The organism is Bartonella sp. P0282 (assembly GCF_048452985.1).
GTDB lineage: Bacteria > Pseudomonadota > Alphaproteobacteria > Rhizobiales > Rhizobiaceae > Bartonella > Bartonella choladocola.
The window spans coordinates 94,442-108,791 of record NZ_WTFO01000001.1 but is presented as its reverse complement, the minus strand read 5'-3'; the positions used below and the strand labels follow the sequence as shown (position 1 = coordinate 108,791).

Below are 14,350 nucleotides of genomic sequence, written 5' to 3'. Positions count from 1 at the left end.
AACCATGAAGTTGACACTTGAAACGGGTGTCCAACTTTGAAGGGTGCGTTTTTCGCGTGAGTTTTTCAAACAGCAAAAAAGTCGTTTGCTTTTTGTCGTCATCAAAAACGATGAAAAGCCCGGTTTACCTATTTCAGGGTTGAAAGAGCTTGAACGCGTTTAAAAATTCAAAATGTTTTAAAAGCTTTGTTGGAATGAAAAAATGTGCTTCGCCCGATAAAGCCGGAAACCGGAGAGTTAAGGAAGGCAGATCACGGAAGAGCTGGAACGGTTGCCCTTTAAGCGGAAGCGATTGTTTTTGAACGTGTCGCCTATCGGAGGCTCGTCAATCAAGTGAAATAAAGAAAAACCTAACAGTCAAATTGACGGTCATCTTTGTATGACCGGAGTTTTATAAATTTGGAGCGCGCTTCTAGAAAGACATGTCGGAGTGGGAGTTTTCTCTATCAATCAGGATTTTGCCGCTGCTCTTATCTTTTAGCCAGTCAATAAAGTTTTGTTGTTCAGCTTTTGGCAAACGCAGTGTCAATTCACATCCGGAATCGTCAAAATGCCGATTTTCAATTTGCGCAAGGAAATTCTGAACCTCGTTTTCGATAATGGGCAAAAGATTGAAAGGGCAGTGAAAAGTCAAATTTTGCCAGTCCACAAGCTCGACGAGTTCGGCATTCTGGAGTGCTCTTGCCGCACCGCCCCCGTAAGCACGAACAAGGCCACCGGTGCCAAGTTTAACCCCTCCGAACCAGCGTGTGACAATGACGAGAACGCAATCACAATTTCTGCCTTCAATGGCATTGAGTATCGGTTTACCGGCAGTTCCTGTTGGCTCGCCATCATCGTTGAAGCGGTAATTCTGATGGAACTTCCAGGCATAGCAATGGTGTGTTGCTTCTTCTTTGCGAACTGTTTCAATGATCTCTTCTGCCTGTTCCACGGAATTGATCGGAAAAGCACGTGTTAAAAAACGGCTTTTTTTAATTTCTTCCAAAAGCTCGGTTGCAGAAGCAAGAGTAAAGGCCATCAATATTTTCCAAAGTCTTCGGTTTTAACGGGAGGGGCATAGTGGCAAATTGTGCGTTTTCAAAACATCCGACTTTTTAGCGTTTAGCCGACTTTTTAGCGTTTAGAATGACAAATCGTGTGCGTTCGACGAATGTCTTTTGACGGATTTTTTGTCGTCAATCGTTCCTTTCCTGCCGGTTTTTTCACCCCCGTCAATTGTTCGGTTTTCCTGTCGATTTTTCCGTTCTCCCCTTTAATTCTTCCTTTCCCCCGTTAATTTTTCCGCTCCCCCGTTAATTTTTCCGCTCCTCCCTTAATTTTTTCGCTCTATGACAAATCTTGCAGTCGCCCTTAAAATATCGGCTTTGTTACCGAATGGTTCAAGCAAGCTATCAGCCTGTTCCATCAGGCCTTCCAGTTGGTGTTTTGCCCATTCGACACCGTGTAGGGCTACCAAAGTTGCTTTATTGGCGGCTATGTCTTTACCGGCGGTCTTGCCGAGAGCTTCGGTATCGGCAGTCACATCAAGAACATCATCGGCAAGCTGGAAAGCCAAGCCGATTGCCGCGCCGAATTCGGAAAGTCTTTCGCGATCTTCACGTGTTGCATTGGAAAGGATAGCACCCGCTTCACATGCATAGCGAATAAGTGCGCCGGTTTTCATGGCTTCCAATGTGATAATGCCGCTTTCATCAGGTTTTTTCGTCTCCGCTTCGAGGTCGAGTACTTGCCCGCCAACCATGCCGCCAAGACCGGCACTGCGGGCAAGACCATTTATCAGTTGAAGCCGGATTTTTGCATCAAGCTCCAATTTGTCATCGGAGAGAAAATCGAAAGCAATTGTCAATAATGCGTCACCGGCAAGAATGGCTGTTGCTTCGTCGAATGCTTTATGGACAGTAGGCTTGCCGCGCCGCAAATCATCATTATCCATGGCCGGTAAATCGTCATGTATCAGTGAATAACAATGGATTGCTTCAAGTGCTGCTCCAACGCATTGTGCTGCTTCGATATTGGCATCAAAAAGTCGCGCTGTCTCGATAACAAGAAAAGGCCGCAATCTCTTGCCACCATTCAAAACGCCATGGCGCATTGCGGCGAGAAGGCGTGGCGGACGGGCAATCTCTCCCGACTCGATATGGTTAGAGAGTTTCGCGTCCAGCATTTCACCAATCTGGCGGGCATTTCTGGCAAGTAAATTGGTAAAATCTTCCATTGAGTATTCCTCTATTCTTTGCAAGATGCACATGAAACATTCAAACGTCGCCGTCAATGCTTATAAACGAGACAATATTGATATAAACGAAGGTTGTTTATTAAACGAGGAATAATTGTTGTCTGAAAGCCAAAGCCCGCAAGTTCGTTTCCATAGAAAGCGTTCAGGAAAACTGCGCGTGGCGCTTTACCTATTGGTGTTTTTGCTGGCTTTGCCGTTTTTCATGCTGCTTCTTTATAAACTGCCTTTTATTCATCCTGTTTCTACTTTGATGTTGCGTGATAAAATCACTTTCACGCCTTATGAACGCGAATGGACTTCTATTGAAGATATTTCTCCTCATCTTGTTTATGCGGTTATGATGTCGGAAGACGGGCAATTCTGTTTCCATAATGGCGTTGACTGGGACGAATTGAAAACAGTTATTTCTCGTAATGGAGGGCCTAATAGAGGGGCATCGACCATTACTATGCAAATGGTGAAAAACCTGTTTTTGTGGCATGACCGGTCTTATCTCAGAAAAGGTCTGGAAATTCCTTATGCAACAGTTGCCGATGCTGTTTTGTCCAAACGGCGCATTATGGAAATATATCTCAATATTGCCGAATGGGGGCCGGGAATTTATGGTGCAGAAGCTGCTTCACGACATTTTTTCAAACGCTCGGCAAAAAGCCTCAATCCACGGCAGGCTGCCTATCTTGCGGTAACATTGCCCAATCCGAAACTGCGCAATCCCGCACGTCCTTCGGTCAATCTTACAAGGCTTGAACGGCTCATTGAAAGGCGCTTGCGACAATCGGGTGCTTATACGCAATGTCTGCGGGAATAAGCCATGCCTCACGAAAATGGGGTGGCATCAACGTTAACGGAAAGAATTTGCAAGCAGTGAGCGAAGCGGAAGCGTGTTGGGCACGTGTTAAAAACCGGTTCGGGTCTTATATAGCAAATCGACCACAACAATTTTAAAATATTTCAGCCCGACTGTTTATTTTGAAATTTTTAGCCTGTAAGAGACACAATATCGGCCTATTTCATAAAAAATGCTGATTTCAGTCTGGTCAAAGCCTGATAATCAGTGTATAGGCACGCCAAACCTTCTATAATTTTGTCTGCCGATATAGCTTCGGGTTATGGTGGCAGATACGTTTTAAGCAAATTTGGAGTATAATTCCATGGCTGTACCTAAACGAAAAACGACACCGTCAAAGCGCGGTATGCGTCGTTCTGCCGATGCCCTCAAGGCTCCGACCTATGTTGAAGACAAGACTTCCGGCGAGCTTCGCCGCCCGCATCATATCGATCTGAAGACCGGTATGTATCGTGGTCGTCAGGTTCTGACACCGAAAGACTGAAGTCTTTTTGAATTTAAAGAAAAACCGGTCTGTTGGCCGGTTTTTTTATGTCCGGGATCATTTTGTTTTTTAGCGTTTTCGGTGAGTCGGTTTCGCGAGATTTCGGGTTACCCGTTTTGTAAAATATGATCGACCAACCGGTTGCCAATAAGATTCACGCCCCCGATACTTGAAGTCCGGCTATTTTTGAAAGCGGAGCGGCCGATTTAATTAACTGATTCCTTTGTCCGGTCTCAGGCCAAATAATTTTCTGTTCCGTTTTCAATTTGTGAAGTTTCAGGTAAAGCGCGCATTTTCAATGCCGCAATATGGTTTTTCTGCCCGTTTGACCATGTGAACGATAACTGCCAATCCGGACGATCGAAAAGTAACGATCAAAAAACTTTATATTTTTATTTTCCGAACAGGGATGTTCAAAAAGCCCGCAGCAAAATTCTATTTTCTGTTTCGGGAATGTATTCGTAAAAACGGTGATGGGAACCTGATTATTGGCACGAAACAAAGGAAACGGTGTAAAGAAGTGAACCGGACGCTTTCCGATTTGCCGGAATTTTTCTTGTCGCCCAGATTTTTATGACAATTGAATATCGCGTCGGGTGTCCGATATATGGTTAATAGCAAATAGCCGGTTTTTTAGATTACGCCTTGACCTTATTGCTATATTTTGGTTTCTCTCCTCTGTAACGACACAGTATGTTGTAAGAACATAGCAGGAACATGCTAATGTCGGTGATTCGTCGCCGATTCGTTCCGGTAGTGTTCCAGAGGTTAAGAATGTTGGTTAATGTCTTGTAAATGGTAAAGCTTGCTTATCGTTTGACAGGGCGTTAAGGCATGTTTTGGCGGTCAAACCGGCAAAACTGATTATTTGGAGTAGATGATGGCCAAAGCCCCTCTTATCCTTTCGGGGCGTGATGTAACAGCCGTTCTGGGGCCGACAAATACTGGCAAAACCCATTTGGCAATCGAGCGGATGCTCGCTCATGATAGCGGATTGATCGGCTTACCGTTACGACTTCTTGCACGTGAAGTTTATAACCGTATCAGCGAAAAAATTGGCCCTGACCGCGTTTCTCTCATTACCGGAGAGGAAAAGATTATTCCTCTTGGTGCACCTTATTCGGTTTGTACTGTGGAAGCTTTGCCGCGGGAAACCAAAGCATCTTTTGTTGCCATTGATGAAGTGCAACTTGCCGGCGATCTCGCACGTGGCCATATTTTTACCGACCGGATTTTACATTTGCGCGGCACTCAGGAAACAATGTTGCTGGGCGCTTCGACGATGCAAGGGATTTTGCAAAAGCTTTTGCCCGGTCTGAATGTTATCAGTCGCCCGCGTTTTTCCCAATTGCTTTATGCCGGTTCAAAAAAGTTGACCCGTTTGCCGAGTCGCACGGCAATCGTCGCCTTTTCGGCCGATGATGTTTATTCTATTGCCGAACTTATCAAACGGCAGCGCGGCGGGGCAGCGGTGGTCATGGGGGCGCTGTCGCCACGCACAAGAAATGCACAAGTTGCTCTTTATCAATCGGGGGATGTGGATTTTCTGGTTGCGACCGATGCAATCGGTATGGGGCTTAATCTTGATGTCGACCACGTCGCTTTTGCGCAGACAAGAAAATTCGACGGCTACCAGTTTCGCGATTTGACGGCGGCAGAAATGGCACAAATTGCAGGACGTGCCGGTCGTCACATGCGTGACGGGACCTTCGGCGTAACCGGCCGAATCGCGGATTTGGACAAAGATTTGGTAGAGAGAATCGAATCACATCATTTTGATCCGGTCAAAGTTCTCCAATGGCGAAGCGAAAGTCTGGATTTTTCAACGCTTGACAGCTTGAGAAAATCGCTGGAAACAGCCGCGCCTCTGGAAGGGCTTGCCCGTGCACTACCGGCGGTGGATGTTCAAGCTCTTGATAATTTGTCGCGCGATTATGACATTATCCGCCTTGCCGACCGTCCGGAACGCGTTTCCTTGTTATGGGACGCATGTGCGCTTCCCGATTATCGCAAAATAGCACCGGCACAACACGCAGAAATTATTGCCAACATCTATCGTGATCTTGTAAAACGCGGCAGTGTTAATGAAAACTATTTGGCCGAACAGGTTTCCCAAGCTGATCGAGTCGATGGCAATATTGACACTTTATCGCATCGGATTGCACAGATTAGAACCTGGACATTCGTGTCACATCGACCCGGATGGCTTACCAATCCGCAACACTGGCAAGAAAAGACGCGAGAAATTGAAGATAGATTGTCAGATGCGCTACATGAGAGGTTGACGAAACGATTTGTAGACCGCAGAACAAGCGTACTTATGAGGCGGCTTAGAGAGAATGTGATGATGGATGCCGAAATAGTTCAAACTGGCGATGTTCTTGTTGAAGGACATCATGTTGGAAAACTTGATGGGTTTCGTTTTATTGCCGATGTTAATGGCGAAGGTGCCGATGCAAAAGCTCTAAGAGCTGCTGCGGATAAAATATTGGCTGTGGAATTTGAAAAAAAAGCAGACCGGTTGGCTGCTTCGGCCAATGGCGATTTTGCGATCGGTTCGGACGGTGTGGTTCGCTGGATTGGCCAACCTTTGGCAAGTCTTGCTGCAACCGACGATATTTTAAAGCCGCGCGCGGTCCTTCTTGCCGACGAACAATTGACAGGACAGGCACGAGAAAAAGTCGCCGAGCGGGTAGACCGTTTTGTCAGTTTCCATTTTGAAACAGCATTGAAGCCGCTTTTTGACCTTATCAATGCGGATGCGCTGGTTGGTATGACACGGGGACTGGCATTCCGTCTGGTAGAACATCTGGGCGTTTTACCGCGTCGTGACGTTGCCGAAGAAGTCAAAAGCCTTGACCAGATTTCACGCGCTGCCCTGCGCCGTCTTGGTACGCGGTTCGGTGCTTTTCATATTTTTCTGCCAATGATGCTGAAACCTGCACCGGCACAAGCAATCACGCTTTTATGGGCATTGAAAAATCATGCAAGGGATTTGCCGGGCTATGGCGATGTTTTGCAGGTGCTTGCAGCCGGCCGGACATCGGTTGTTGTCGACCCGGCTTTCAACCCCACCTTTTACCAGCTTGCCGGTTACCGCATTCTTGGTCGGCGCGCTGTCCGCGTCGATATTCTTGAACGTCTCGCCGATCTCATTCGCAATGCAGTAAACTGGAAACCGGGAAGCGGTTTGCGTCCGGACGGTGCTTATGATGGCCGCCAGTTTCTGGTTACTCCGGCAATGATGTCCATTCTTGGCGCAACGGCCGAAGATATGGAAGAAATTCTCAAAAGTCTCGGCTATCGGTTCGATAAAAAAGACAAAGCCGAAGTTTTGGCAAAACTCAAGGAATTCGATCAGGCTTCGACAGAAGAAACAAAGCCGGTTGCCACAAATGTGCGTCCTGCCGAGCCGGTTGGCGATTTTATAAACGCAGCCGCTCTTCAGAAAACACCGTCAAAGCCGGAATCGGAAATACCGGATGCCGAACCGGTAGGGCCGCATTTTACCAAAAAGACGACGGAAGAAGAGGAAAAACCTGTTTTGCTTTGGCATTATCAGGGGCGCCATGATTATCGGCCGTCACGGTCAAACAATGACAGGAAAAAGCGTTCCGAGCAGCGCTTTGAAAAGTCGGGCGAAAAATCGGGGCAAAAGCCGGGTGAAGGGGCAGAAAAAACAGGCGAGCCACGGCGTGACAAGCAACGCCCGCGCAAAAATTCGTCGTTTAATAATCCGAAAGCCGATGCTTCATACAGACAACATAAACCGAAGGCTCAGTCAAAACCGGTTGATCCTGATTCGCCGTTTGCAAAACTGGCTGCCTTGCGTGACCAATTGAAAAAATGATTGAAGAGGCTGTCCCTAAACAGCGCCTGGACAAGTGGTTGTTTTTTTCGCGGACGGTCAAAACGCGTAGCCTTGCTGCCAAACTGATCGAGGGCAGCAAGGTCAGGGTTAATCGTGTAAAGATTGACAAGTCGAGCTATTCCATAAAAGTCGGAGATGTTTTGACTATTCGTCTGGAGCGGTCGGTTGTTGTCTATAAAGTTGCAGGGCTTGGCGTGCGTAGGGGGCCGGCTCCTGAAGCCAGATTGCTTTATGAAGATTTGACGCCGGAAGTAAGTCCGACAGACAGACAGGAAAATGTCATTTCTTCGGGGCCACGACCGACAAAGCGTGACAGACGACATTTGTTGCGCTTTCTAAAACAGGAAATGTGAACATATTGGTGCATATGCGGGGTTGAAACCGACCGTCAAAAACGTTAACTCATTGCTGTTATCGTTTCATTTCCGTTTAAAAGTGTGACAGGCTTTTGTCGGAATGCGCTTGACGTGAACACTGGAGATTGAAAAATGACCTATGTTGTGACCGACAATTGCATTCGCTGCAAATATACTGACTGCGTTGAAGTATGCCCGGTCGACTGTTTCTATGAGGGGGAGAACATGCTTGTTATCCACCCTGATGAATGTATTGATTGTGGTGTATGTGAACCGGAATGTCCGGCGGAAGCAATCAAGCCTGATACCGAACCCGGACTTGAAAAATGGCTTGAACTCAACATGGAATATTCGGCTAAATGGCCAAATATAACCGTCAAAAAGGACCAGCTTCCCGAAGCAACCGAAATGGATGGTGTTACCGGAAAACTGGAGAAATACTTCTCGCCCAAACCGGGAACCGGTGATTAGATATATAATCAGTTGAACTTGACTGGCCGATGATTGATTTCGACGGTTTTTTGTGTTATCGTCTTTCCGTTAAGCCGATAACCGGATGTCGTTGACGTTTCTTTTTCTCATCGAAAGGTGTTTTAATCTGGCATAGTTCGCACTTTCTAGTGGATGGGTTTGTCGCGTCCAGTCGGATTGTGTAGAGGTTGATGGATTTACAGTCGCATTTGCTTTGCAAATGCATGAAACTGTTTTGCGCCAGTTAAATCAAAAGGAACGTTCATAAAATTCGGGGGTCGGATATGGCTCTTTATTTGCAGAGCCTTCAACCTGTGTTTGTCGGCAACAATGCCGAGCACAAATGGAGTTGGTTAAGAATATGTCATCCCCCAAGAAAAAATCCCCGGCTCGTCAGGGGTTCAAGGCTCAAGAATACATCGTTTATCCTGCCCACGGTGTCGGCCAGATTGTTGCTATTGAAGAACAGGAAGTTGCCGGCCTTAAACTTGAACTCTTTGTTATCCATTTTGAAAAAGACAAGATGCATGTCAAAGTGCCGGTTGCCAAAGCTATTTCGATTGGCATGCGCAAATTGTCTGAAACAGATTTTGTCGACCGTGCATTGAAAGTGTTACAAGGGCGCGCCCGTATCAAGCGTACCATGTGGTCGCGTCGTGCACAGGAATATGATGCAAAAATCAATTCCGGTGATCTGATTTCGATTGCGGAAGTTGTCCGTGATCTTTTCCGTGCGGATAACCAGCCCGAACAATCCTATTCCGAGCGTCAGCTTTATGAAGCCGCACTTGACCGGATGGCGCGGGAAATTGCTGTCGTCAATAAAATTTCGGAAACCGAAGCTGTTCGCGCAATTGAAATCAATTTGGCAAAAAGCCCGAAGCGTAGTGCAAAAACAGATGCCGAAGGTGATAGCGACATCGACATTGATATAGATGGCGAAGATAGTGAAAATGTTGCTGCTTGACTGAAGTCAAGAAGAGACATTCCACTCGTTTATCAAGTTTTCTAAAAGCCCGCTTTTCAAAGCGGGTTTTTTATTTGCAACCGTTTACATTTATCAATTCAACACGGAATGATTGTGAAAAAAATACCGAAAGTTGATTTTTTTAAACTTTTGATTGTTTTTTTATGGAACCAAGTTCCTCGGTGGGCGTTGTGTGCCTGAAAGAAACACAGAATGTGTCGCTTTTGTGTACCAACAAATTTTCTGAGGGGCAAATCATGGCCGGCATCTCAACGTCAACGCAACTAATCACAAATTTTACTGCGGGAACAGACAATACACTTGGCCGTAACATGATGCGTTCGGCAATGCGTGCTCCCTATCTTGAAAGGAATGACGAACATTCTCTGGCATTGCGTTGGCGCGATGAGCAGGACAGTGTCGCAATGCACAAGATTGCAGTTTCCCATATGCGGCTTGTCATTTCGATTGCCGGAAGGTTCAAACATTTCAAATTGCCTTTAGGTGATCTTGTTCAGGAAGGCTATGTTGGTCTGCTGGAAGCTGCTGCACGTTTTGACCCTGAACGCGAGGTTCGTTTTTCCACCTATGCAACCTGGTGGATCAGAGCGTCTATACAAGATTATATTTTGCGGAATTGGTCGATTGTGCGCGGCGGTACAAGTTCCGCACAAAAGGCACTTTTCTTCAATTTGCGTCGTTTGCGCATAAAACTCGCCACTGAGGATAGAACGCTCACCAAACAGGATATTTTCCGTAACATCGCTGAACAATTGGGTGTTTCGGTTGGCGATGTTGAAACCATGGATTTCCGTTTTTCGACGACCGATAATTCCTTGAGTGCACCGATGATTGCCGATGACGAAAATTCCGGTAGCAAGATGGATTCGCTAGTCGATGAACATCCTTTGCAAGATGCGTTGGTCGAAGATGAAATTGACGGTGATCGGCGTTCCAAATGGCTCAATGATGCTTTGCAGATTTTGAACGACAGGGAGCTACAAATCATCCGTTTCCGTCGGTTGAATGATGATGGTGCAACGCTTGAGGCACTGGGTGAAAAAATGGGCATTTCCAAAGAACGCGTACGCCAGATCGAAGCGCGCGCCATGGAAAAATTGCGAAATTATCTTCTTTCTGTTAATAGTGCGGATGCCTATCAGGTTTGATCGCTGAACGAGTGCGTAAAGTCTTCTTGAGCGATCTTGAGCAGTCAGGCTAATACCTGACACTATCGCTTTGGAAGAATTGGCCGGAACAATCGGCCAGGAGAATTACGTTTGTCACCGTTCGACAGAAACGCCCATCTTGAACAAAAAATACTTGCCTATTCCATTCTTGCAACCATTGTTCTGGCTATTGCTGCGGTTATTACCGGAATTCTGACGGGAGCTTCTTCAATTATTTTCGACGGAATGTATTCGTCGATTGATTGTCTGTTCAGCATTGCCGCGCTTCTGGTCGTTCGTCTGATCGAGATTGATGTCAATCGCCGCAGCCGTAAAGCGCCGAAATTTATCGAGCGGTTCCAATACGGTTTCTGGCATCTTGAACCTATGCTTCTGGCAATTAACGGTTTGTCTTTGATGGTTGCCATTATTTATGCTTTGTTCGAGGCGACGGGGAAGATATTGAACGGTGGCAAACTACCCCATTTCGATGCCGCCATCTGGTTTTCGACTTTTGCAGTTTTTCTGTGCTTCGGCATGGCATTTTACGAACATTATTTCAATCGCCGTCTAAAATCGGCTTTTATAACGATTGATGCGAAAAGCTGGATTGTGTCGGGCGGCATCGGCTTGGCACTTTTATTTGCTTTCAGCTTTGCCACCCTTATAGAGGGTACAGATTATGAGTGGATACTGCCTTATATTGATCCGGTTGTTCTGGCTTTTATTGCGCTGATAATGTTGCCAATGCCGGTGAAAACCGTTTTGCGTGCCATGCGTGACATCCTCATGATAACGCCGGTTGATCTTGATGAACATGTTAATACCGTTGTCGATGCAATTGTGGAAAAATATGGCTTTGTCGGTTCCCAGAACTATCTGGCCAAGGTGGGGCGATCGACCATGATAGAAATTCACCTCATTTTGCCGGAACATTATAAAATTGCGGAGGTGGAAGAGCTTGATAAAATCCGTTCCGAAATTGGCAATAAAATAGGTCATGCAGGCCCTGACCGCTGGTTGACAGTTTCTTTTACCTCAAGTCCGCAATGGGCTTATTGATTAAAAGATTTATATCCGAACATCCGGAATTATTCCGAAATAATCTTGACCCTGTCGCCGGCCGATAAATTTGTAGTCGGCGAGAGTGCATTGATAATGCGCAACAGTTTCTCTTTTGCGTTGGTGCCTTGCATGTGTGTGGCAAGAGATGCGACGGTGTCACCCAAACGGACGTTGATGACACGAATACGCAAAGGTTTGAGCGCGGAAATTTCGCGCGACGACAAGGTTTTGAAAGTCGAAGTTGTAGAAGTTGCGATACTATCAAGTTCTGTCGAGTTTTTCTGGGCTGCCGTCAAAAATCTGTATACGCGATCTTTGACGAAAATCACGACAACATCGAACTGCCAACGATCATTGGCAGCATGGGCACGGGCAGCTTCCAGACCGTTAATGGTAAGAGGCCGGATAGTGGACGCATCAAGACCGCTTACCCAACCGCTTTTTATATAGTCAACCGGCGTTAAACCGCGCGGTAATGCGACCCCGTCAAAGCGTATCGCGATGTCATTATTGCCGCTCGCAATAACAGCATTTGACGAATTATCAATCGTGAAATTCTGCGGAACAGAAAACGTAATCCCCAATTTGGGGTGAATGAACTGGTTGCCGCGAATATATCCTTCATCGGCAGTATCTCCGAAAATCATTCCGTCAATACCGTTGAGAAAATCGTCGCGGTCGGTTTTGCCGACACCGGGAGCTCCCACTTTGCGTGCCTGATCGGTTGCAAGCTGGATACGTTGGGGCGTTGACGGGTGACTTGCCAGAAAGTCGAGTGTTGCGTCGGTTGCACCCGAAACATTACGAAAAGCGGCGTAAGCTTCCATAGATTGGAGGAAACGTGGCGACGCAAACGGATCATAACCTGCTCGCCCTAACATTTTTATACCGATTGCATCCGCCTGCAATTCCTGATTGCGCGAAAATTGTGCAAGGCGCAGTTTCCCGCGAATGGCTGTTTCACGTTCGGCCGAATGATCTTCCAGAACTTCACTGACAACCTGGTTTGTAAGTTCCACCTCGGCTTCTTTTTGCTGGCGTAAAATACCATGATTGGCGGTGACATGTGCCATTTCATGGGCGAGAACCGCTGCTACTTCGGAAGAATCATTGGCAAGTGCGAGAAGACCGCGTGTGACATAGACATAGCCACCGGGAAGCGCAAAAGCGTTGACATTGGGCGAGTTCAAAATTGTAATTCTGTAGGTCTGATCGGGGTTGTCGGAGACGGCTGTGAGCCTTCCGACGATTTTTGCAACCATTCGCTCCAGTTTCGGATCGCTATATTCACCGCCATAGGTTTGTAAAATCCGCGGGTGTTGGGAGGCTCCCAATTGCGCAAGAGAATCGCCCTTGCTCACTTTGTCGACAGTGACAGGAGCGCCCGAAGGCATAAGACCACCGTCGGGCTTATTGTAATCGACAAGCTGGCAGCCAGTTAACGGGAAAAAAACGCAACTTAAAAAAAAGACAAAACCGGCGGCTTTCGCGGCACGATTATCATCGCGCTGCAACAAAAGCGGCTTGATAGAGTTGTCTTTTTTGCGTTTACTCATTGTAACTGGTGCTTGACCCTCATTGCAGGCAAACTGATAAAAGTACACTATAAGGCTGAAAAACTTTGAAGCTAACAGGCTTTTTCAAAATTTCCCCTATAATAGAACGGATAGATTTCAATTCTTGTGACATATAGCTAACCTCAGAACAATCAAATAGATGCCGATTGGAAAATTAAAATGGGAAATTTACGTAAAAACCGGAAATCGGAGTGGTTATGAAAAGCTATACGATCGTTCTTGATGGACATCTTCAGGTGACCGGGCGGCTCATCAGCCAGATTGGCAAGAGCAATGTCATCGTTGCAGATGGTGCAATACGTTATATTGAAGCTCTTCATGTCAAACCCGAATTATGGGTGGGTGATTTTGATTCAACCGGATCCGGATTGAAACTGAAATACAATACTATAGAGCAGAGGTCATTTCCTGTTGCCAAAGACAAGACAGATGGCGAACTTGCGATTGATTTTGCTTTGGAACGGGGAGCCGAACGCATTATTTTATGTGGCGCATTGGGGGGCAAACGTTCCGATCATGCTTTTTTCCACTTTGCTCATGCATTGGCGATGAAAAAAAAGGGCATTGACGTTCTCTTAACAAGCGGCAACGAGGAAGGTTATGCCATTCTTCCCGGACATTATACCTTCGATTTTCCTGTTGGTACAATTTTCAGTCTTATCGGCTTTGATGACCTCGGTGGTCTTACAATCGAGGGAGCGAGATGGCCGCTTTTTGAAAAAAATGTGCCCTTTGGTTCATCATTGACCCTTTCAAACGAGGTAAATGGCAAGCTTCAATTGCATCTTACCACGGGGCGGGCGCTGTTGTTGGCTACACTTCCTGAAGTGTGAAGAATTTTAACTGCAAGGTTGGTGGAAAAAATGCGGCCTACCCATATTTATTAATCAGGATGAGGTGAGTGATAGTTTTAACTTTATCTTGGTTTTGCCTTATTATTACGACACAGTATCAAGAATATCAAAAAGAGAAAGAGTGACGACATGTTTAAACGTATTTCTGTAATTGCCATGGTTTCGGCGTTGGGACTTGCAACTGTCGCCTGTTCCCCGAATGAACAACGTACCGCCGGTTATGGCGTTGGTGGTGCAGCTCTGGGTGCATTGGCAGGCGGCGCTATCAAGGGCAATGGCAAGGGAGCATTAAGAGGGGCTGCAATCGGTGCGGCAGCCGGTACTCTGGTTGGCGTTGCAACCAAGCGTAACGGCGTTCAATATTGTAATTATCGCGATGCCTATGGGCAGATGTATCAGGCACCTTGCAACCAATATCAATAAGTTTATCAAGGTTTTACAATTGAAAGG

Annotated in this window: 13 protein-coding genes; 10 read left to right on the top strand and 3 right to left on the bottom strand. The window is 46.5% G+C overall.

Annotated elements, in window-relative coordinates:
- Positions 1 to 412 precede the first annotated feature (412 nt).
- Together GQS64_RS00545 and GQS64_RS00540 are read right to left on the bottom strand one after the other, a co-directional pair.
- On the bottom strand, positions 413 to 1,021 hold the full coding sequence (locus GQS64_RS00545; protein ID WP_077994042.1) for an IMPACT family protein: 609 nt from the start codon (positions 1,019 to 1,021) through the stop codon (positions 413 to 415).
- Between the two features lie 294 nt (positions 1,022 to 1,315).
- Entirely contained in the window at positions 1,316 to 2,218 is a 903-nt protein-coding gene (locus tag GQS64_RS00540) for a polyprenyl synthetase family protein (protein ID WP_077994040.1), read from the bottom strand.
- Between the two features lie 118 nt (positions 2,219 to 2,336).
- On the opposite strand from GQS64_RS00540, the gene mtgA reads away from it, so the two are divergent.
- The 8 genes from mtgA (at position 2,337) to GQS64_RS00500 (ending at position 11,466) form a co-directional block, all read left to right on the top strand.
- Positions 2,337 to 3,047, top strand: a complete 711-nt coding sequence (gene mtgA, locus GQS64_RS00535; protein WP_225868121.1) for a monofunctional biosynthetic peptidoglycan transglycosylase — start codon at positions 2,337 to 2,339, stop codon at positions 3,045 to 3,047.
- Positions 3,048 to 3,390: 343 nt separating this feature from the next.
- Positions 3,391 to 3,570, top strand: a complete 180-nt coding sequence (gene rpmF / locus GQS64_RS00530) for a 50S ribosomal protein L32 (protein ID WP_075869347.1) — start codon at positions 3,391 to 3,393, stop codon at positions 3,568 to 3,570.
- 880 nt (positions 3,571 to 4,450) lie between these two features.
- Entirely contained in the window at positions 4,451 to 7,420 is a 2,970-nt protein-coding gene (locus tag GQS64_RS00525; protein WP_198230854.1) for a DEAD/DEAH box helicase, read from the top strand.
- Complete coding sequence (locus GQS64_RS00520) at positions 7,417 to 7,794, top strand: RNA-binding S4 domain-containing protein (RefSeq protein ID WP_077994037.1); 378 nt, start codon at positions 7,417 to 7,419, stop codon at positions 7,792 to 7,794. The genes GQS64_RS00525 and GQS64_RS00520 overlap by 4 nt, the downstream gene beginning before the upstream one ends.
- A gap of 135 nt (positions 7,795 to 7,929) precedes the next feature.
- On the top strand, positions 7,930 to 8,268 hold the full coding sequence (fdxA, locus tag GQS64_RS00515) for a ferredoxin FdxA (protein WP_075869344.1): 339 nt from the start codon (positions 7,930 to 7,932) through the stop codon (positions 8,266 to 8,268).
- A 361-nt stretch (positions 8,269 to 8,629) separates the two neighbouring features.
- Positions 8,630 to 9,235 (top strand): CarD family transcriptional regulator, encoded by a 606-nt coding sequence (locus GQS64_RS00510; protein WP_077994029.1) that lies wholly within the window; start codon positions 8,630 to 8,632, stop codon positions 9,233 to 9,235.
- Positions 9,236 to 9,492: 257 nt separating this feature from the next.
- Positions 9,493 to 10,404, top strand: a complete 912-nt coding sequence (locus GQS64_RS00505) for an RNA polymerase factor sigma-32 (protein WP_077994697.1) — start codon at positions 9,493 to 9,495, stop codon at positions 10,402 to 10,404.
- 111 nt (positions 10,405 to 10,515) lie between these two features.
- Positions 10,516 to 11,466 (top strand): cation diffusion facilitator family transporter, encoded by a 951-nt coding sequence (locus GQS64_RS00500; protein ID WP_198230316.1) that lies wholly within the window; start codon positions 10,516 to 10,518, stop codon positions 11,464 to 11,466.
- 29 nt (positions 11,467 to 11,495) lie between these two features.
- Here the strand turns inward: GQS64_RS00500 and GQS64_RS00495 are convergent, their stop codons facing one another.
- Positions 11,496 to 12,863, bottom strand: coding sequence for a M48 family metalloprotease (locus tag GQS64_RS00495; protein WP_246798495.1), 1,368 nt, complete (start codon positions 12,861 to 12,863; stop codon positions 11,496 to 11,498).
- A gap of 380 nt (positions 12,864 to 13,243) precedes the next feature.
- Here GQS64_RS00495 and GQS64_RS00490 point away from each other — a divergent pair, with 380 nt between their 5' ends.
- Both GQS64_RS00490 and GQS64_RS00485 read left to right on the top strand, forming a co-directional pair.
- Positions 13,244 to 13,879 carry a thiamine diphosphokinase gene (locus GQS64_RS00490; RefSeq protein WP_198230314.1) on the top strand — a complete coding sequence of 212 codons (636 nt, stop codon included), beginning with the start codon at positions 13,244 to 13,246 and terminating at the stop codon, positions 13,877 to 13,879.
- Between the two features lie 150 nt (positions 13,880 to 14,029).
- Positions 14,030 to 14,323, top strand: a complete 294-nt coding sequence (locus GQS64_RS00485) for a glycine zipper 2TM domain-containing protein (protein ID WP_075869339.1) — start codon at positions 14,030 to 14,032, stop codon at positions 14,321 to 14,323.
- Positions 14,324 to 14,350: the final 27 nt, after the last annotated feature.

What these genes read in the sequence shown, in the direction of transcription:
- GQS64_RS00545 (WP_077994042.1), bottom strand. Translation starts at nt 1,021, where the DNA reads ATGGCCTTTACTCTTGCTTCTGCAACCGAGCTTTTGGAAGAAATTAAA.
- GQS64_RS00540 (WP_077994040.1), bottom strand. Translation starts at nt 2,218, where the DNA reads ATGGAAGATTTTACCAATTTACTTGCCAGAAATGCCCGCCAGATTGGT.
- rpmF (WP_075869347.1), top strand. Translation starts at nt 3,391, where the DNA reads ATGGCTGTACCTAAACGAAAAACGACACCGTCAAAGCGCGGTATGCGT.
- GQS64_RS00525 (WP_198230854.1), top strand. Translation starts at nt 4,451, where the DNA reads ATGGCCAAAGCCCCTCTTATCCTTTCGGGGCGTGATGTAACAGCCGTT.
- GQS64_RS00520 (WP_077994037.1), top strand. Translation starts at nt 7,417, where the DNA reads ATGATTGAAGAGGCTGTCCCTAAACAGCGCCTGGACAAGTGGTTGTTT.
- fdxA (WP_075869344.1), top strand. Translation starts at nt 7,930, where the DNA reads ATGACCTATGTTGTGACCGACAATTGCATTCGCTGCAAATATACTGAC.
- GQS64_RS00510 (WP_077994029.1), top strand. Translation starts at nt 8,630, where the DNA reads ATGTCATCCCCCAAGAAAAAATCCCCGGCTCGTCAGGGGTTCAAGGCT.
- GQS64_RS00505 (WP_077994697.1), top strand. Translation starts at nt 9,493, where the DNA reads ATGGCCGGCATCTCAACGTCAACGCAACTAATCACAAATTTTACTGCG.
- GQS64_RS00495 (WP_246798495.1), bottom strand. Translation starts at nt 12,863, where the DNA reads ATGCCTTCGGGCGCTCCTGTCACTGTCGACAAAGTGAGCAAGGGCGAT.
- GQS64_RS00490 (WP_198230314.1), top strand. Translation starts at nt 13,244, where the DNA reads ATGAAAAGCTATACGATCGTTCTTGATGGACATCTTCAGGTGACCGGG.
- GQS64_RS00485 (WP_075869339.1), top strand. Translation starts at nt 14,030, where the DNA reads ATGTTTAAACGTATTTCTGTAATTGCCATGGTTTCGGCGTTGGGACTT.